This is a genomic window from Pseudomonas sp. NFACC51 (assembly GCF_900103575.1).
Classification (GTDB): domain Bacteria; phylum Pseudomonadota; class Gammaproteobacteria; order Pseudomonadales; family Pseudomonadaceae; genus Aquipseudomonas; species Aquipseudomonas fluorescens_Q.
Window position 1 is genome coordinate 115,610 of sequence record NZ_FMXH01000019.1, and the last position, 17,657, is coordinate 133,266.

At 63.7% G+C, this 17,657-nt stretch carries 16 protein-coding genes; 4 read left to right on the forward strand and 12 right to left on the reverse strand.

Going from position 1 to position 17,657, the window contains the following annotated elements; translation table 11 throughout:
- Window positions 1–269 precede the first annotated feature (269 nt).
- The 12 genes from BLT00_RS27900 to BLT00_RS27955 are packed head-to-tail and all read right to left on the reverse strand — an operon-like array spanning window position 270 to window position 12,094.
- Window positions 270–1,304 carry an EscU/YscU/HrcU family type III secretion system export apparatus switch protein gene (locus tag BLT00_RS27900; RefSeq protein ID WP_092151068.1) on the reverse strand — a complete coding sequence of 345 codons (1,035 nt, stop codon included), beginning with the start codon at window positions 1,302–1,304 and terminating at the stop codon, window positions 270–272.
- A complete protein-coding gene (gene sctT / locus BLT00_RS27905; RefSeq protein ID WP_092151065.1) occupies window positions 1,279–2,082 on the reverse strand; it encodes a type III secretion system export apparatus subunit SctT in 804 nt (267 codons plus the stop codon). The genes BLT00_RS27900 and sctT overlap by 26 nt, the downstream gene beginning before the upstream one ends.
- Window positions 2,083–2,086: 4 nt before the next feature.
- The gene (locus BLT00_RS27910) at window positions 2,087–2,341 is read right to left on the reverse strand and encodes an EscS/YscS/HrcS family type III secretion system export apparatus protein (protein ID WP_020795892.1); all 255 of its coding nucleotides are present in this window, start codon (window positions 2,339–2,341) and stop codon (window positions 2,087–2,089) included.
- Window positions 2,342–2,349: 8 nt separating this feature from the next.
- A complete protein-coding gene (locus BLT00_RS27915; RefSeq protein ID WP_063322250.1) occupies window positions 2,350–3,009 on the reverse strand; it encodes an EscR/YscR/HrcR family type III secretion system export apparatus protein in 660 nt (219 codons plus the stop codon).
- Window positions 3,002–3,925, reverse strand: a complete 924-nt coding sequence (locus BLT00_RS27920) for a FliM/FliN family flagellar motor switch protein (RefSeq protein WP_092151062.1) — start codon at window positions 3,923–3,925, stop codon at window positions 3,002–3,004. The genes BLT00_RS27915 and BLT00_RS27920 overlap by 8 nt, the downstream gene beginning before the upstream one ends.
- On the reverse strand, window positions 3,922–4,797 hold the full coding sequence (locus BLT00_RS27925) for a SpaN/EivJ family type III secretion system needle length determinant (protein WP_175456267.1): 876 nt from the start codon (window positions 4,795–4,797) through the stop codon (window positions 3,922–3,924). The genes BLT00_RS27920 and BLT00_RS27925 overlap by 4 nt, the downstream gene beginning before the upstream one ends.
- Window positions 4,794–5,249 carry a type III secretion protein gene (locus BLT00_RS27930; protein WP_092151059.1) on the reverse strand — a complete coding sequence of 152 codons (456 nt, stop codon included), beginning with the start codon at window positions 5,247–5,249 and terminating at the stop codon, window positions 4,794–4,796. Before BLT00_RS27930 ends, BLT00_RS27925 begins: the two co-directional genes overlap by 4 nt.
- Entirely contained in the window at window positions 5,233–6,531 is a 1,299-nt protein-coding gene (gene sctN, locus BLT00_RS27935) for a type III secretion system ATPase SctN (protein WP_092151056.1), read from the reverse strand. Before sctN ends, BLT00_RS27930 begins: the two co-directional genes overlap by 17 nt.
- Window positions 6,532–6,542: 11 nt before the next feature.
- Window positions 6,543–8,594, reverse strand: coding sequence for an EscV/YscV/HrcV family type III secretion system export apparatus protein (locus BLT00_RS27940; RefSeq protein WP_305883205.1), 2,052 nt, complete (start codon window positions 8,592–8,594; stop codon window positions 6,543–6,545).
- 2 nt (window positions 8,595–8,596) lie between these two features.
- Window positions 8,597–9,700, reverse strand: a complete 1,104-nt coding sequence (sctW, locus tag BLT00_RS27945; RefSeq protein ID WP_092151050.1) for a type III secretion system gatekeeper subunit SctW — start codon at window positions 9,698–9,700, stop codon at window positions 8,597–8,599.
- Window positions 9,697–11,352 carry a type III secretion system outer membrane ring subunit SctC gene (gene sctC, locus BLT00_RS27950; RefSeq protein ID WP_092151047.1) on the reverse strand — a complete coding sequence of 552 codons (1,656 nt, stop codon included), beginning with the start codon at window positions 11,350–11,352 and terminating at the stop codon, window positions 9,697–9,699. Before sctC ends, sctW begins: the two co-directional genes overlap by 4 nt.
- A 4-nt stretch (window positions 11,353–11,356) precedes the next feature.
- On the reverse strand, window positions 11,357–12,094 hold the full coding sequence (locus tag BLT00_RS27955) for a helix-turn-helix domain-containing protein (RefSeq protein ID WP_092151044.1): 738 nt from the start codon (window positions 12,092–12,094) through the stop codon (window positions 11,357–11,359).
- A 243-nt stretch (window positions 12,095–12,337) separates the two neighbouring features.
- Between BLT00_RS27955 and BLT00_RS27960 the strand changes: the two genes are divergently transcribed.
- The 4 genes from BLT00_RS27960 to BLT00_RS27975 all read left to right on the forward strand — a co-directional run bounded on the left by BLT00_RS27960 (window position 12,338) and on the right by BLT00_RS27975 (window position 17,401).
- A complete protein-coding gene (locus tag BLT00_RS27960; protein WP_092151040.1) occupies window positions 12,338–13,549 on the forward strand; it encodes a CmpA/NrtA family ABC transporter substrate-binding protein in 1,212 nt (403 codons plus the stop codon).
- A gap of 14 nt (window positions 13,550–13,563) precedes the next feature.
- Window positions 13,564–14,139 carry an ANTAR domain-containing response regulator gene (locus tag BLT00_RS27965; protein ID WP_025212689.1) on the forward strand — a complete coding sequence of 192 codons (576 nt, stop codon included), beginning with the start codon at window positions 13,564–13,566 and terminating at the stop codon, window positions 14,137–14,139.
- Between the two features lie 370 nt (window positions 14,140–14,509).
- Entirely contained in the window at window positions 14,510–15,721 is a 1,212-nt protein-coding gene (locus BLT00_RS27970; protein WP_039589025.1) for a nitrate/nitrite transporter, read from the forward strand.
- A gap of 9 nt (window positions 15,722–15,730) precedes the next feature.
- Window positions 15,731–17,401 (forward strand): bifunctional protein-serine/threonine kinase/phosphatase, encoded by a 1,671-nt coding sequence (locus BLT00_RS27975; protein WP_092151036.1) that lies wholly within the window; start codon window positions 15,731–15,733, stop codon window positions 17,399–17,401.
- Window positions 17,402–17,657: the final 256 nt, after the last annotated feature.

Sequence of the window (17,657 nt, forward strand, 5' to 3'; positions counted from 1 at the left end):
TTTCGGGTCGGTGTTGCCTCCAGACGAAATCTCCAGCTGGCGAACGGCTCTTGTGGCGAGGGAGCTTGCTCCCGCTGGGCTGCGCAGTAGCCCCGGAGGTCACTGCAATCAACCTGATACACCGCGTCGTCGGGTTTTGCTTCTGTGGCGAGGGGATTTATCCCCGCTCGAGTGCGCAGCGCTCGCTGCTTTTTTGGGGCCGCTTCGCAGCCCAACGGGGATAAATCCCCTCGCCACAGGTGTACGGCGCCGTCGATGATGAGTGGGCCTCAAGCCTGTTCGACCTGTTCCAGCCAGATCAGCAGGCGCAGCACTTCCTCGACTTCCTGCACTTGGAGGAAGCTGTAGCGCTGGTGGGTCTTGAAGATCCGTCGGGCCAAGGCTTTGTCGTTGATCACCGGCACACCGACTGCCTTGGCATACGCCCGCACCGCCAGGGCGCGTTGGTTGGTTTCCATCAGGGAGATGAACGGCAGCAAGGTGATTTCCGGGCGGAAATACACACCGATGGCAATGTGCGTCGGATTGGCGATGATCATGCGCGAGCTGCGCACGTCGGATTTGACCTGCTCCGACAACAGCTCCATGTGCAAATCACGGCGGCGGCCCTTGATCTGTGGGTTGCCGTCCTGCTCCTTGTGTTCACGCTTGACCGCGTCCTTGTCCATCATCTGGTCTTTCATGAACAACCAATATTCGCTGAGGGCATCGAGCACGACGATCAGCAGGATGCAGGCCAGGAACGCCAGCACCAACACCAGCAGCAGATGCCCCCAGATCGCGAACAGGTCCGCTGCCTGGGCGAACAGCTGGGCAAATAGCAATTGCCGCTGGGTGACCCAGACGAGCCACAGCGCCATGGCAAAACTGCCCAGGTACAACAGCGCCTTGAAGGTGTCCTTGACCGTGCGCAGGCTGAACAATTTCTTGAAACCATTGATCGGGTTCAAGGCGCCGAGATTCAGCTTCAACGCTTCGCTGGCCAGGGCAAAACCACTTTGCAGCAGGGCCGGCAACGCACTGGTCAGCACGCAGACCAGCAACAGCGGCAGCAACGCCTTGAGGCCAACCAACACCAGCATCGCCGAGTAGGCTTGCAGTTCAACGTCAAAATCGCTGGCGATGATGCGCCGGTAGACCTCCATGATCTCGAACAGCGAGCTGTTGAAGACCAGGTAACTGATGCCGCACAGGGTCAGGCAGGTGATGACCAGATCCTTGGCCTTGAACGTCTGGCCCTTGCGGGCGGCATCCCGCAGGCGCTTGGCGGTAGGCTTTTCAGTCTTCGAGGCGCTGGATGACATGATCGCCCTCCCCGTCGCCCAGAGACTGCGCCAGCCCCTCGGACATCCCGCCCATGCGCAGGACTTCATCCGGCAGGTGCACACCGAAATACAGCATCAACACCACCAGCGCCACCAGGCTCTTGACCGTCAACGACACGGAGAACGCATTCATTTGCGGCGCATAGCGCGAGAGCAAACCGAGCAAGGCTTCGCTGACCAGCAAGGTCGCCACCACCGGCGCACTGATCACCAGCGTCTTGCTCACCAGCACATCCAATAGCGCGTGGAGAGCCGGCAAGTGCATCACGCAGTCGTTGCCCGGCGCACAAATGCGATAGCTCTGCGCGACGGTTTCCAGCATCAACAGCATGCCGCCACCTTCGAGATACACCGCCGCCGCGAACAACTGGAGAAAATTCGCCAGCTCCGACGTGTCGACACCGTTCGCCGGATCCACCGTGCTGCTGAGCATGGCGCCGCGCTGGTTATCGATCAGGTTGCCCATGGCATGCAGCACCCAGAACGGCCAGCACAGCAGCACACCCAGCAGCACGCCGATACTCACCTCCCGCAGCATCAAGCCGAGGAACGCCAGGCTGTCGAGGGCGGGCGTCGGCACGCCGACGTAGGCCCAGAACCCCAGCGCCACCAGGACAATCACCGCCTGGCGCGCGACACCGGTCAGCACGCCGCTGTTGAGAAACGGCAACATGAAGAAAATCGGCGCCAGGCGCGCCACGCCCAACAGCGCGGCGGCAAACCCCGCATACAGCTCGAAGAACAGCGTCACCGTCATCGGCCTAACCCAACGCCAGGCGGATGACTTCGCGGCTGAAGTCCAGCAAGGTTTCGCCGTACCAGCCCGAGAGCAGGAACAGGCACGCGGCGACCGCCAGCAGCTTGAAGCCGAACGGCAGGGTCTGTTCCTGCAACTGGGTCACGGTCTGGATCAAGCCCACCACCAGGCCGACCACCGTGGCGACGATGATCGGCCAGGCCACCATCAGCAGGATCAGGTACAGGGTCTTGTTGCCGGCGTAGACCAGATCGTTCATGGCTGCGCCTACGCCAGCAAGGTCAGGTATTGCTTGACCAACCCGGTGGACAGCAGCGCCCAGCCATCCAGGGCGACAAACAGCACCAGCTTGATCGGCACGGAAATGATCACCGGGCTCATCATCATCATGCCCAGCGCCAGCAGGATGCTGGAGATCACCAGGTCGACAATCACGAAGGGCAGGTACAGGTAGAAGCCGATCTTGAAGGCACTCTTGATTTCACTCAGGGCGTAGGCCGGCAACAGCGAAAACAGCGAAGGCGCCAGTTCTTCATCGACAGGCCAATCGGCGTCGGTTTCATCCTGGACCGCCTGGGCCCGCTCGAAGAACAGCGCCAGCTCCGGGTCGGTGTATTTGCGCAGGTAATCCTTGTAGCTGCCCAGGCCGTTCTCGGCGAAATTCACCACCGATTCGATATCGGTAAAGGCCACCGCCTCGGTCTTGTAGTAGTCATGGCCCTGCTTCACGACCGGCGTCATGACGAACACCGCGAGCATCAGGGCAATCGCATTGAGCGCCATGTTCGACGGCACTTGCTGCAAGCCCAAGGCGTTGCGCACGATGACGAAGACAATCGAGAACTTGAGGTAGCAAGTGCCCGCCGCCACCAGGAACGGCAGCAACGAAGCGAACGCCAGCAGCGCGATCAGCGAAACGTCATTCATCGTCACCGTCCCGATAGACCTTCAGCAATTCGACGCCCAACTGCCCGTCCAACTGCACCAGTTCGCCCAGGGCCACGGGCTTGCCGTTGGCGCGCACCTCGATGTGCCGGGCCGCGTCGTCAGCCAGCGGGATCAGTTGCCCGGCGATGATCTGCGACAGCGCGGCCAGGTCGAGATCATGGGTGGCGAGCAGGAATTCCAGGCGCACCGGGAGCGATCCCAGGTCGATTTCCACGGCAGGTTCTGACGGGCTCTCTGGACTGGCCTCGGCCACGGTCGGTTGCATGTGTAAACCCTCTTCGGTAAAGGTGAAAACGCCAAGGCATTGGCCCGCCACAAAGCAGCGTTGCATGGGCTGGGCGATGCGCAGCACGTCGCCCTCCCCCAGCCGTATTCGACTGGCAAGGCTCAGGTGACTGACGCCGAGGATCAGTTCCAGGCGCATTGGCAACGTCTTCAGCCATGAGTCGGCGGTTACGGGGCCGCGCTGGGCATTCCTGGGCGGCAATTGGGTCAACCACACGCGCCCTCCGGGGGTGTCGAGCCACGGCACTTCGCCCGTCGGCAAGCGCGCCGGGGCCACGGATTCGATGTCCGACAGATGGCTGTAACGCAACTCGTCCACCTCCAGTGACAAGGGCCGTGGCACCGCCCGGAACAACTCGACGATACGGGGCAACGGGCACGGCTGCGTCAGCAGCGCTTGCAAGGTCGGGAGCGAATGGTGCAACCAGTCACGGGCCCTGATTAGCCCGCGCCAGGGCCCGCCATCACCCTGTGCGCAGAAGCTCAAATAGTCGGAACGCTTGGGCACCTTGGCCAGATCCGCGTCCCGACCGCCGCGCCGCCAGCGTTGAATCGCCTGGGCGTGGGCATGCACCAAAGGCTCGACCCGACGCAGCTGCAATGCGCTCATGCCGCAGGCTCAGCCTGTTCGTCCGGATCCTCGTCCGGCCCCTGCTGCGAACCCTGGCGCGGCTGCTCGCCGCCGCTGTCGGTCAGCCGCCAGGCAGGCTCCCGGGCCAGGGCGAAAGGTTCCTTGAGTTGCTCGAACACCAGGGCATTGCTGGGGCTGAGCGTCAGGTGTCGAGTGGGCTCCTCAGACCCGCGGCTGATCGTCACTTGTCCGCTGGCCCCCCCTCGGTTGAAGGGGACTTGCAGGAACCCTCGATCCGCACCCGGCAACGTCTCGACCATGACATCGAGCGCGGGTGGCGGCGTCGATGCAGGGACGGATGCCGTGGCAACCGTCGGTACGTGACGCGTGCCTTGGAGGCTCAACGGCGCCTGGAGCAGCGGTTCATCGCCAAGGGCCAGCGACTGCTCACTGGCAGCGGTGAACGGCTCATGCCGTGGCGACTCGATCGATGCCGAGTAGGTCGACAGCGTTGATTGATCCCCCGCTGGCTCCAAGCGTTGAGACAACGGAGGGCGTGCCATCTGGCTGAGCGGTGGGCCGGCGTGTGGAAAAGTCATTGCGACCCGGGCACGGGGTGGCGCGCGAACGGCTTCAACCTCCACCGCTTCGCGGGCACCCGAACGCTCCCCATCACGCTCAACCTCCGCACCGCCCTGAACAATACTCATCGAACGCCAGGCCAGCGCACAGCCATTGTCCATCGGCTCGCGATGAGGCCGAACCAGCGCAACCATCAGGTCCAGCACACCCTGTGGCAGCTCATCCTCCTGCACCGGGACAAGCAGGTCTCGCAGCTCATCCATCGGGCCTTCGTCGACGGGGTCCAGGACCTGGACCGGCCGAGCGGGAACCACTGAGAGCTCTTTCATCGCCGTCCCTCCATCATTTCTTCCAGCTCCCGCTCTTCCCGGCGCACCGCTTCAAGCCGTTGAACCCGTAACAGTTGCTGGACGGAACGCTCGTACTTGTCGTGTTTGCGCAGCAGCCCACGCAACCGCTCGCGCTGCACCTGCAACTGCTGCTCGACCTGTCGGCACTGCTGATCCACGCGGTCACGCTCGACCCGCAGCAGATCGATCCGCCGACGGATCACCGCCTGGGTGCGCAACAGCGCCAACAGCTGCGCGTGATCCAGCACGCAGTCATTGGCGCGATGGCTGGCCAACAGGTCTTGCAGCGCCGCTTCCTGCGCCTCGAAGCCGCCGCGCTCCGTCAGCAGCGGCTGCAATTGGCGCTGGACGTGCAGCAGCGCCTGCTCGCCGCGTTGCCGCCGGAACTCGCTGAAGGCCAACAAGCGTCGCTGCTCAGGCAAGGATTTCATGCAGGCTCCGTAAGGTTTCGTCCGGCTCGCAACACTCGCCCGTCGGCTGGCGCAGCCATCGGTCAAGGGCATCACGCCGGTGCATCGCGTGGTCATTGGCCGCGTCCGCGCCCGGGCTGTACTCGCCCATGTCGAGAAAGACCTGCAACTGTTCAAGACGGGCCAGGGTTTCCCGGGTCGACGCGGCCAGTTGCTGCACCTGCGGCGTGGTGACTTGGGTCGCCACCCGGCTGACGCTGCGCAGGACATCGATGGCCGGGTAGTGCCCCTTGGCCGCCAGGGCACGGCTGAGGTAGACATGGCCATCGAGGATGGAACGAATCTCCTCGGCGATCGGATCCGGCTCGTCGTCGCTTTCCAACAGCACCGTGTACCAGGCGGTGATGCTGCCGGTCGCGGTTACCCCTGGTCGCTCCAGCAAGCGCGGCAAGGCATCGAACACCGAGGCCGGATAGCCGCGCCGCGCCGGGGCTTCACCGGCCGCCAAGGCCAGGTCGCGGCGGGCGCGGGCGTAGCGGGTCAACGAGTCCAGCAACAACACCACGCGCCGCCCCTGGTCGCGAAAATACTCGGCGATGGTGGTGGCTTGCAGCGCCGAGTTGCAGCGATCCACCGAGGAAAAATCCGAAGTGGCGAATACCACCACGCAACGAGAATGCTTGGGCGACTGGCGCAGGTGCGCGATGAACTCAGTCACCTCCCGCCCACGTTCGCCAATCAGGCCGATCACGAAGACCTCTGCGTCGGTGTGCTCGATCAGCATGTTGATCAAGGTGGTCTTGCCGGAACTGGCGGCGGCAAAAATGCCGATGCGCTGGCCGACGCCGCAGGTCAGCAAACCGTCGATGACACGAATGCCGGTGCGCAACGGTTCCGCCACCGGGCGTCGCTGCTGGTAGGACGGCGGGTCGGCATCCACCGGACAATCCCGTTGCGCCACCGCCGTCGAAGGCGCCAGGCGCTCGACGATCGTGCCCTGGGGATCGACCACACTGCCGAGCAAGGCGTCACTGCAGGTCAGTTGCAAGGTCGAGCCGGTGGGCACGATCATCGACTCCCGGGACAAGCCTTTGCCATCACCCAGCAGGCTGAGCAACACGGCACCGGGCTTGAAGCCGATCACCTGCGCCCTGGCCGCGACCTCGGGCGAGCGCCAGTGCCGACGCACTTCGCAGACTTCGCCGACCACCACCCCGGGCAGCGCCGCTTCTATCAGTGGCCCGCTCAAGCGCAAGGGGTGGGCCGCCTGTCGCTCCAGGCGGAGGCTATTTCCAACCGCCATGTGCAGTGTCCTCACAGGGTTTTGATGACATTGACGGACACGCTCTCGGAGATTTCGCCGAACGACATGACGTCCAGCTCCCGGAAACGTCCCTCGATGAGTTTCTTGATGTAGCGCCGCACATCGACCGAACACAGCAACACCATGTCCTTGTGGGCGATGTGCACGCTGTCCAGGCCAACACTGAGGCGGTCCATCAGTTCTTCCGATTCGGCCGGTTCCAGGTTGAGGAAACTGCCGCCGGAGGTTTGCCGGATGCCACGGCGCACCACTTCTTCGAACTCTGGCGACAACAGCAGCACGCGCAGGTCGTTGCCCTGGGCAAACTTGTTGCTGATGTAGCGGGCCATGGCGCCGCGCACGTGTTCGACCAGCGCCAGCACGTCCTTTTCCCGGGAGGCCCAATGGGCAAGGGATTCGAGGATCAGCTTCATGTTGCGCACAGAGATGCGCTCGCCGATCAGGCGCTGCAGCACTTCGGCGATTTTCTGCACGGTGACGTGGCGATAGACTTCCTTGAGCAGGTCGGGGCAGCGGGTTTCCATTTCGTCGAGCAACTGCTTGGTTTCCTGCACGCCGAAGAACTCCTGGATGTTGCGCGCCAGCAGCGTGACCAGGCAGCGATAGCATTCTTCATCGGCGGGCCGTAGGTGATAGCCCAACTGCTGCACCCGCTCGCGGTCGGCGGCGCTGACCCAGACACCGCCCAGGCGATTGCTGTCGTTGCCGCGCACCAAGGCAAAGCCCAGGGGGTCCAGCTCCGGCGAGTAATCCAGCAGGCGCCAGTGATCGAAATGAATGTCGAACTGCTCGGCCCGCACTTCGTTGATCAACACCGCCACTTGATGCGCCGGCAGCGCCTCGCTGGCTCGCAGCCGTGGCTCGGGAATGCGCAAGCCGTAGTCGACGAAAAACTGGCTGCGAAAGCGCGCCGCCCAACGCTGCTTTTCCAGCGCTTCGTGTTGCGTCTTGGGCACCAGCAGCATCAAGGCGATGGTTTCTGTCGCGAGGTTGTCGACGTCATCGAGCAGTCCTGACTCGCTCGGCAGCGCGTCTTGCTCGGCGGCTTCGGCGCGGCTTTGGCCCGGGCTAGCCTGTCGTGACGATTTGCGCTGGCGCACAAACACCACCAGCCCCAACACGCCGGCAATCGACAGGAACGTCAGCAACGGGAAACCCGGCAACAGCCCCACGCCCACTGCCAGCAACGCGGTAACACCAAGGACGAACGGATTGCCGAGCATCTGGGTGAGCATGTTGCGCCCCAGGTTGCTGTCGTCGCCGTTGACGCGGGTGACGATGAAACCGGCGCCAATGGCGATCAGCAGCGCCGGGATCTGGGCCACCAGGCCATCGCCGATGGTCAACAGGGTGTAGGTCGACAGCGCGGTGGACAGGTCCATGCCCAGCTGGCCGACGCCGATGGCCATGCCGCCGATAAAGTTGACGAAGATAATGATGATCCCGGCGATGGCATCGCCCTTGATGAATTTCATCGCCCCGTCAAAAGACCCGTACAGCTGGCTTTCGCGCTCCAGCACGCTGCGTTTTTCCCGGGCCTGGGCCGCGTCGATGGCGCCGGCCTTGAGGTCACCGTCGATGCTCATCTGCTTGCCCGGCATCCCGTCCAGGGAAAAACGCGCGGCGACTTCCGCCACCCGCTCCGAGCCTTTGGTGATCACGATGAACTGGACGATGGTGACGATGGAAAAAATCACGAAGCCCACCACCAGGCTTTCGCCGATCACAAAGTCACCGAACGAGGCGATGATCTCGCCGGCATCGGCCTGGCTGAGGATCAGCCGGCTGGTGCTGATCGACAGCGCCAGGCGAAACAAGGTCGTCAGCAGCAGCAACGCCGGGAACGTCGAATAGCTGAGGATGCGCTCGATGTAGAACGAGCCCATGAACACCAACAGGGAGATGACGATGTTCAGGCCGATGAGAAAATCCACCAGCACCGTGGGCAAGGGGATGATCAGCATGGCGATGATCATCACCATCAAGGTCAGGATCAGCAGCTCCGGGCGAGCGCCGACGTTGCGCAAGAACCCATTGAGCAGGGTCATGGGCAACCACCCGAGCGGCGCTGATCGATGCATTCATGGGCATAGGCGACGTCCGCCAAGCGGGTGAACTGGGTGGCCAGGCGCTGTGGCGCCTCCTCATCGGCAAACAGGGGCAAGGGCAACCGCAGGCTGAGCCGGCGCAGGGTCTGCAAGAGTATCGATCGCTCACGGTGGGCACTGAGCAGCACTTGTTCGCCCAACGCACCGAGCAACAACTGGTCGAGGTCATCGGGGTAGGTCAACACGCCGAAGAAGAACACCAACCAGTCGGACTCATCGGGGTTGTGCCGGCAGATGACGGCATCGCCGAGCACTGCGCCGATAAACTGCTCGTCGGCCGAACGCAGGCGCTTGAGGTCGGTCACCCGGGCCAGCAGTTGACCAAACTCGACGCGCGAGCAACTGGGGTCCTGGGCGCTGATGTCGGTGAGCAGCGCTGCTTCAATAAAGGCCAGTACCCCCTGACGTTGCGACGGGCCGTAGAGTGCGATCCAGTCCTGGTAACAACTGAGCGGGCCTTCGTCGGACTCGAGGAAATCCCGGTAGCTCTCGCGCAACAGGCCGGCCCGCACCGCCAGGCTCTTGCCGAACATCCGGGCCTTGAGCGCCGCGTTGATCCCAGCGTTCAAGCGCTTGGGGGAGGCTTGGGCAACCACCGTCTGCAACAGCGTTTCGAGGCGCTGCCGGGTCAGCGTCTCCAGGTTCTTGCGGCGCAACAACGCCCGTAGCACCAGCGCCAGGTCGCTGTCATCGGGAAACAGGCTTCGCGCCATTTGCAGCAACCAGGCGACGGGCTTGTCCGCCAACCGCGCCAGGCTCAGCACCTGCCGGGCCTTGGGCACGGTGTCGTCTTCCAGCACGCGCTCGAAGGTGTCGGTCATGGCCTCGGACTTGAGCTCAAACAACCGGCGACCACGGAATTGGGTCAGTGCCGCCGAGAGTTCGTCGCTGATCTGCACGAGGCGCTGCGCCACTGCGGCCGTTGCGCTGTCCTCCGGCGTCTCGGCATCGACGGGTGGTTGCGGGTGTTCGGCGGCTTTCTCGGCATTCAGCCGCGCCTGGGCAGCCCGGCCACCGAGGGAAACCGGGGGCAGCATCATTTCTCTGACATCCGGAAGTACATTCGACGCACCCGCTCGTGCTGCTGCGGAGTCAGCAACTGCCCGCCCGGCTCGCTCGTGGCCGGTTCAAAAGCCTCGCGAATCTCCTTGGGCTGGATCAGGAATACGCGCACCGTGTTGGCCGAGCGCCCTTGGCGATAGCTGAACAAGCGACCGATCCAGGGAATCGCCCCCAACACCGGGACGCGCCCGATCTGCTCGCCGTGGTCATCGCGGGTGAAACCGCCCACCAACAGACTCTTGCCTTGGGGTACTCGCGCTACAGTACTGATGCGGGTGCGACCGACCGTCGGCAACGCGCCCTGGCGCTCACCCTGGCCCGGACTCTCGACTTCGTTGCCGTCCTCGATATTGAGCGACATCTCGATCTCGTCCGCGTGGGCGAAACGCGGCAGTACATTCACCAACGTGCCATAGGTCACATGCTGCAGATCGACACTGCGCTCCCCGACCAAGGGGGCATAGAAGGTGCGGTTGTTGTCGAAGATCGCCGGCACGTTCTCTTGGGTCAGGATCACCGGGCGCGAGACGACATTGGCCCGCTGGGTCCGCTCCAGGGCCATGACCTGGGTGACGAACGAGGCGCCATCGAGGGTGGTCGCCGAGCCGGCATTGAGCGATGCGCTGAAGGTGGCCCCCGACTTCACCGCCCCTTGCCAGTTGATGCCCAGTTGGTTGAGCTCATCCTTGTGCAGGTCGATGATCCACAACGACAACTCGACGTGGCGTTTCGGCGTGTCCAGGGCATTGACCAGGTTCTCGATGAAGCGCACCTGCTCCGGCAGCCCCTTGACCAACAGGCTGTTGGTGTCAGGGTAGGCCACCACCCGAATGTTGCCGGCGGCCACCTCCCGCGCAATGATTCGCGGGGCCGTCGGGTCTTGGTTCGAGGGGGTGTCCGCCAGGCCCTCCAGGGGAAACAGCGGCATCGCGCCCCGCACTCCCGACGCGGTGCCTTGCGCCACCGACGGCTCGACCTCGTGCTTTTCGCCGCGCAACAGGGCCTCGATCACAGTGGCCAGCCCTGGAATGGTCACCTTGTCGTCGCGCAGCTCATAGTTGCGGTCACTGACAAAGGTGTTTCGTACCTGAATCACACCGATCTGCTGCTTGCCCAGCAGCAGCTCCGAACGCTGGTTGTCCATCAAGCCGGCGGCCTGCACCACCAGGTCGACATAGATCGGCGGGCCCGAGACATGGAACGTCCGCAGACCGTCGTGACGCAGCGGATACCGGACATCGTGCAGCCCCGAACGCCCCAGGAAGGCCTGGAGCTTGGCCACGGTCAGGGTCTGCAGCGACATCATCGCGCTTTTGATTTCCGAGGCGTCATACAGATAGATCGCCTGGCCATCGCTGTACCAGATCAGCCCCATCTGCGCGCTGACACGCTCGAAAGTCCGTTGCGGCGTGCGCAGGTCGAACGTGCCGCCGATCCGTTTGGCCGCCGCAGCCTTGCTGACAATGACCGGCTTGCCCAACGACCCGGACAACTCGCTGAAAAAAGTCCGCGCGCTCTGCTCCCGGGCTTCGAAGGTGTAGACATCAGCCCGGGCGGCCAATGCTGGGAGCAGCATCGCGGTACTCAGGCACAACCATGAAAGGGTCAGGGAAAATCGTCGCTGGCTCATCGACTCACTTGCCTGGCAGGTAGGTGATATCCGCCAGGCTGCTGGGCGCGAAACCCACCAGTTCGCGGACTTCCTTGGAAAAATGCGAAGAAGAGGCAAAGCCGAACTCCAGCGCCACGTCGGTCAGCGAGCCGTCCTGAAGACTCATGTTCAGCAGCGCCTGGGCCGTGCGCCAGCCGCGCAGCACCGGTTTGGCCGCGCTCCCCAATGCCTGTTGGCACAGCCGCCGAAAATGCGAAACCGACACGCCGTAGCGCTGGGCCAGCGTGTTGAGCTTTTCGCTGTGCGTGCCTTGTTCCAATAAAAACCGTACGAGCCCGTAGCTCTCGTGATGCCGCAACAGGTTGGCAGCCGCGTGATAGGCCGCGGTGCCGCCCAGCGCCTGGCCGATGAACCAGCGTTCGAATCGTTCCTGGGAGCGGACGACTTCCTCGGTCACCGGCAACAGGGCCCACGGTCCAACTGCCCCCCGTTGCCCGACCTCGACGAAGGCATTGCTCATGTCGAAAAAAGCCTGCAACTTCACCAGCGGCGCCGCAGTCACAGGCTGGACCTGCAACGGGCCACCACTCCAGCGCAGCGAATCACCCGCCACCACCACCCCTTCCCAACCGACCGGCAGGCGATGACTGACGCCAAACCTCGCGGCGCTCAGTTGAACCGGGCTTTGCGCGACACGCAGGTGCAGCACCCGTTCGCGCTGTTCAGGCAATGCCGTGGAGCGAGATGATTTGTCCTGCACGCCGGTCTCCTTTGCTACGTAGCCTTGGAAGGGCCGACAGGATGAAAGACCCGGCGTCTTGAATCTTGATGGAAAGGTGATGGGGCACGCACTGGCATATGCCTTGCACCCTTTTCGTTCATCGGCGCCCATGCCAATGGCGGAATGAGTGCCACACTGATTTAAAGGACAACGGCGTCGTCATCCGGCCCTGCCCTGGCAGCGCTGGGTACGGCGCTTTTTTTACGTGGAAGGTGATGCGCGATGAATGAAGTTCCAGCCAACCCCCTGGCTTGGGTCAACGGCAGCGATGCCCCGGAAAAGAGCGCAGTCAACCTGGGTTTCATGGCCTTGAGTGACTGTGCCCCAGTCGTGGTGGCCGCCACCCAGGGCTTCGCCCAACCCTACGGCCTGACCCTGAACCTCAAGCGCCAGACGTCCTGGGCCAACCTGCGGGACAAGCTGGTCAGCGGTGAAATCGATGCCGCCCATAGCCTGTACGGCCTGATCTACGCCGTGCACCTGGGGATCGGCGGTGTCGCGTCGACCGACATGGCCGTGCTGATGGGCCTGAACCAGAATGGCCAGAGCATCAACCTGTCCCATGGCTTGCAGGCCCAGGGCGTGACCAGTCCTGAGGCACTGGAACGGCACGTGCACCAAACTCGCCCGAAACTGACCTTCGCCCAGACCTTCCCCACCGGCACCCATGCCATGTGGCTGTATTACTGGCTTGCGGCCCAGGGCATCCATCCGTTGTCGGATGTCGACAGCGTGGTGGTGCCGCCGCCGCAAATGATCGCGCACCTGCAAGCCGGACGTATCGACGGTTTTTGCGTCGGTGAACCCTGGTGCGCCAGCGCGGTGAAGCAGAACCTGGGCTTCACCCTGGCGACCACCCAGACCATCTGGCCCGATCACCCGGAAAAAGTCCTGGGCTGCACCCGCGCATTCGTCGAGCAGTACCCCAATACCGCCCGGGCCCTGGTGATGGCGATCCTCGAAGCCAGCCGCTTCATCGAACAAAGCAGCGAAAACCGTCGCAGCACCGCACAACTGTTGAGCGCGCCCGAATACCTCGACGCGCCACTGGACTGCATCGAGCCGCGCTTGCTGGGGATCTATGCCGATGGCTTGGGCAACAGTTGGCAGGATCCCCACGCCATGCGCTTCCACGGCAATGGCGAGGTGAACCTGCCGTACCTGTCCGACGGCATGTGGTTCATGACCCAGTTCCGTCGCTGGGGCCTGTTGCGCGAAGACCCGGATTACCTGGCCGTGGCCCAGGACGTCCAGCAGCTCAAGCTGTACCGTGAAGCCGCTGGCGCACTGGGCATCGCGTCCCCGCGCCAGGACATGCGCAGCAGCCAGTTGATCGATGGCACCACCTGGGACGGTTCGGACCCGGCCAAGTATGCCCGCAGCTTCAAACTGCACGCCTTGAGCGATGCGGCTCCCCTTTTCGCCAGCCGCTGACAGGAGCCTCGACCATGCTGCGTATCCTGCTGATCAACGACACCGCGAAAAAAGTCGGCCGCCTCAAAGCCGCCCTGATTGAAGCCGGATTCGAAGTCATCGATGAATCCGGATTGACCATCGACCTGCCGGCGCGCGTCGAAACGGTGCGTCCGGACGTGATCCTGATCGATACCGAGTCACCCGGACGGGATGTCATGGAGCAAGTGGTGCTGGTCAGCCGCGACCAACCACGACCGATCGTCATGTTTACCGACGAGCACGACCCCGACGTGATGCGTCAGGCGATCAAGTCGGGCGTCAGCGCCTACATCGTCGAAGGCATCCACGCCGCACGCCTGCAACCGATCCTCGACGTGGCCATGGCCCGCTTCGAAAGCGACCAGGCCCTGCGCGCCCAGCTCCTGGCCCGCGACCAGCAACTGGCCGAGCGCAAGCGCATCGAACTGGCCAAGGGCATGTTGATGAAGATGAAGGAATGCAACGAGGAGCAGGCCTACACCCTGATGCGCCGCCAGGCCATGAGCCGCCAGCAGAAGCTGATCCAGGTGGCGGAGCAGATCATTGCCATGAATGAGCTGCTGGGCTGAAAGCCTTGTAGCGCCTGCCTTACCGCCCTACTGATGATCGTTCCCACGCTCTGCGTTGGAATGCATCCTGTGACGTTCTGCGTCACCTTGTGAAGCGGAACGCGGAGCGTCCCTGGCGCGGCATTCCCGCGCAGAGCGTAGGAATGATCGTGACAGACTTGGCACAGATCTCGCTTAAGCAAACCCACAGGTAACCAACGGCGGTTGCCCCACCTACGACAAAGACGTCGCACACCCTCCTTGCCTCTCTGGCGATCCGGGTTGCGGCGTTTTTTTGTTTTGGCCCCTCGGGGCCGGTGGTGCGACCACAGACGGCGCACTGCTCAAAGCACTGACTCATTTCTCGAGACTTTTACAGCTGAGGTGCGCGATGAATTCAAGCTTCTGGAAATCCGGCCACACCCCGACATTGTTCGCGGCCTTCCTCTACTTCGACCTGAGCTTCATGGTCTGGTACCTGCTCGGTCCACTGGCGGTACAGATCTCTGCCGACCTGCACCTGACCACCCAGCAACGCGGCCTGATGGTCGCGACGCCGATCCTGGCTGGCGCCGTACTGCGGTTGTTCATGGGCCTGCTGGCCGATCGGATTTCGCCGAAGACTGCTGGCATGGTGGGCCAGGTGATTGTGATCGGTGCGCTGTTCTGCGCCTGGAAACTGGGCATCCACAGCTACGAGCAAGCGTTGTTGCTAGGCCTGTTCCTGGGCGTGGCCGGCGCGTCGTTCGCCGTGGCCTTGCCGCTGGCGTCCCAGTGGTATCCACCACAGCATCAGGGCAAGGCCATGGGTATTGCCGGTGCCGGTAACTCGGGCACCGTGCTCGCGGCGCTGATCGCCCCGGTGATGGCGGTGGCATTCGGCTGGAGCAACGTGTTCGGCTTCGCGCTGATCCCGCTGGTGCTGACCCTGGTGCTCTTTGCCTGGCTGGCCAAGAACGCTCCCGAGCGGCCGAAAGCCAAATCCATGGCCGACTACCTCAAGGCCCTGGGCGACCGCGACAGCTGGTGGTTCATGTTCTTCTACAGCGTGACCTTCGGCGGCTTCATCGGCCTGGCCAGCGCCCTGCCCGGCTACTTCAACGACCAATATGGCCTGAGCCCGGTCACCGCTGGCTACTACACCGCCGCCTGCGTCTTCGGTGGCAGCCTGATGCGTCCATTGGGCGGCGCCCTGGCGGACCGTTTCGGCGGCATCCGCACCTTGCTGGGCATGTACACCGTCGCGGCCGTCTGCATCGCCGCAGTGGGTTTCAACCTGCCGAGCTCCTACGCCGCCCTGGCCCTGTTCGTCTGCACCATGCTCGGTTTGGGTGCAGGCAACGGCGCGGTGTTCCAACTGGTGCCACAACGCTTCCGTCGCGAGATCGGCGTGATGACCGGGCTGATCGGCATGGCCGGCGGCATCGGCGGCTTCGCCCTGGCGGCGGGCATGGGCGCGATCAAGCAGAGCACCGGCAGCTATCAACTGGCACTGTGGTTGTTTGCCAGCCTCGGTGTCCTGGCCTGGTTCGGCCTGCACGGCGTCAAGCGCCGTTGGAGGACCACTTGGGGTTCGGCCGCCGTCACTGCGGCTCGGGTATAAATAGCCTCCATGAGCCTGCAACTGAGTTTCGCCGAAGCCAGTGCCATCGGCCCGCGGGAAGAAAACCAGGACGCCTTGCGCCTGGTCACCCCGGCGCCGGCCCTGGCCGCCAGCAAGGGATACCTGTTCGCCATCGCCGACGGCGTGAGCCAATGCGCCGATGGCGGGCTGGCCGCCCGTTCGACCTTGCAGGCCCTGGCCCTGGATTACTACTCCACGCCACAGACCTGGGGCGTGGCCCAGGCATTGGACCGGTTGCTGTTGGCGCAGAATCGCTGGCTGCAAGCCAACGGTGGCGGACAGCCGCTGCTCACCACCGTCAGCGCCCTGGTCCTGCGGGGCCGGCGCTTCACCCTCGCCCATGTCGGCGATTGCCGGGTCTACCGCTGGCACGCCGATCACCTGCAACGGGTCAGTGAGGATCACGTCTGGGAACAGCAAGGCATGCAACATGTGCTCAAGCGCGCCCTGGGCCTGGACCAGCACCTGATCCTCGACTTTCTCGATGGCGAACTGCGCACCGACGAAACCTTCGTGCTGCTCAGCGACGGCGTCTGGGCAGTGCTGGGCGACACGGCCATTGCCGGCATTCTTCGGGATCAACCGGACCTGGACGTCGCCGCCCAGACCCTGGTCAACGCCGCGCACCTGGCCGGCAGCCAGGACAACGCCAGCGCCTTGCTGGTGCGGGTCGATGCGGTGGGCGAAGCGAGCATCGGCGATGCGCTGATCCAGTTGCAGCAATGGCCCCTGCCGCCTGCGCTGAAACCGGGCCAGGTGTTCGAGGGCTGGCAGATCGAAAGCCTGCTCGGCCACAGCCAGCAATCGTTGCTCTACCGGGTACACGATGGTCAGGGCCAACCTTGGCTGCTGAAAACCCTGCCCGCGCAACTACGGGACGATAGCCGCGCGGGGCAGGCGTTGCTCTCGGAGGAGTGGTTTCTCAAGCGCGTCGCCGGGCGGCAGTTTCCCGAGGTCCATGGCGTTCCCCAGCGTCAGCATTTGTACTACGTGATGCGTGAATATCCGGGCGCGACCCTGGCCGAGCTGTTCAACCAGGGCGGGCCACTGCCTCTGGCCCAGTGGCTGGACCTGGCGCAGCGGCTGGTACGGGCAGTAGGCCTGTTACATCGAAGGCAGATCTACCACCGCGACATCAAGCCGGAAAACCTGCACCTGGGGGATGACGGGGAATTGCGTTTGCTGGATTTCGGCCTGGCGTACTGCCCGGGCCTGTCCGAGGACCAGGCCAACGTCTTGCCCGGCACCCCCAGCTACATCGCCCCGGAAGCCTTCGCCGGCACCGCACCGACGGCGCAACAGGACTTGTACTCGGTCGGCGTGACCTTGTACTTCCTGCTGACCGGGCATTATCCCTACGGCGAAATCGAAGCCTTCCAACGCCCGTGCTTTGGCGTACCGGTCAGTGCCAGTCGCTATCGACCGGACTTGGCCGAATGGCTCGGGCAAAGCCTGGAGCGCGCCGTCGCCGCAGACCCGGAGCAACGCTTTGAAACCGCCGAAGAGTGGTTGTTGCTGCTGGAGCAGGGTGAACGCCGCAGCTTGAACGTCAGGCCCCGGCCACTGCTGGAGCGCGAACCGCTGAAGGTCTGGCGGACCTTGGCGCTGGTGTCCCTGGTGGTGAACATCGTGCTGCTGTTTTTGGTGTTTCACTCATAACAACCGTGGCGAGGGAGCTTGCTCCCGCTGGGGCGCGAAGCGGCCCTAAAACCCGGCGACACGGTAGATCAGGTTGATTGAGTGAGCCTGAAAAGGGGCTGCTGCGCAGCCCAGCGGGAGCAAGCTCCCTCGCCACAAAAGCATCCCGGTCGACCAACCGATTTGCTCTTGAAACTGACACTGATTCGAGGCATTCCCTTAACCCGCGCCGTACCCAATTCCCCGTGGCGAGGGAGCTTGCTCCCGCTGGGGCGCG

Coding starts and splice junctions, on each gene's coding strand:
- BLT00_RS27900 (WP_092151068.1), bottom strand. CDS start 1,304: ATGTCATCCAGCGCCTCGAAGACTGAAAAGCCTACCGCCAAGCGCCTG.
- sctT (WP_092151065.1), bottom strand. CDS start 2,082: ATGACGGTGACGCTGTTCTTCGAGCTGTATGCGGGGTTTGCCGCCGCG.
- BLT00_RS27910 (WP_020795892.1), bottom strand. CDS start 2,341: ATGAACGATCTGGTCTACGCCGGCAACAAGACCCTGTACCTGATCCTG.
- BLT00_RS27915 (WP_063322250.1), bottom strand. CDS start 3,009: ATGAATGACGTTTCGCTGATCGCGCTGCTGGCGTTCGCTTCGTTGCTG.
- BLT00_RS27920 (WP_092151062.1), bottom strand. CDS start 3,925: ATGAGCGCATTGCAGCTGCGTCGGGTCGAGCCTTTGGTGCATGCCCAC.
- BLT00_RS27925 (WP_175456267.1), bottom strand. CDS start 4,797: ATGAAAGAGCTCTCAGTGGTTCCCGCTCGGCCGGTCCAGGTCCTGGAC.
- BLT00_RS27930 (WP_092151059.1), bottom strand. CDS start 5,249: ATGAAATCCTTGCCTGAGCAGCGACGCTTGTTGGCCTTCAGCGAGTTC.
- sctN (WP_092151056.1), bottom strand. CDS start 6,531: ATGGCGGTTGGAAATAGCCTCCGCCTGGAGCGACAGGCGGCCCACCCC.
- sctW (WP_092151050.1), bottom strand. CDS start 9,700: ATGATGCTGCCCCCGGTTTCCCTCGGTGGCCGGGCTGCCCAGGCGCGG.
- sctC (WP_092151047.1), bottom strand. CDS start 11,352: ATGAGCCAGCGACGATTTTCCCTGACCCTTTCATGGTTGTGCCTGAGT.
- BLT00_RS27960 (WP_092151040.1), top strand. CDS start 12,338: ATGAATGAAGTTCCAGCCAACCCCCTGGCTTGGGTCAACGGCAGCGAT.
- BLT00_RS27965 (WP_025212689.1), top strand. CDS start 13,564: ATGCTGCGTATCCTGCTGATCAACGACACCGCGAAAAAAGTCGGCCGC.
- BLT00_RS27970 (WP_039589025.1), top strand. CDS start 14,510: ATGAATTCAAGCTTCTGGAAATCCGGCCACACCCCGACATTGTTCGCG.
- BLT00_RS27975 (WP_092151036.1), top strand. CDS start 15,731: ATGAGCCTGCAACTGAGTTTCGCCGAAGCCAGTGCCATCGGCCCGCGG.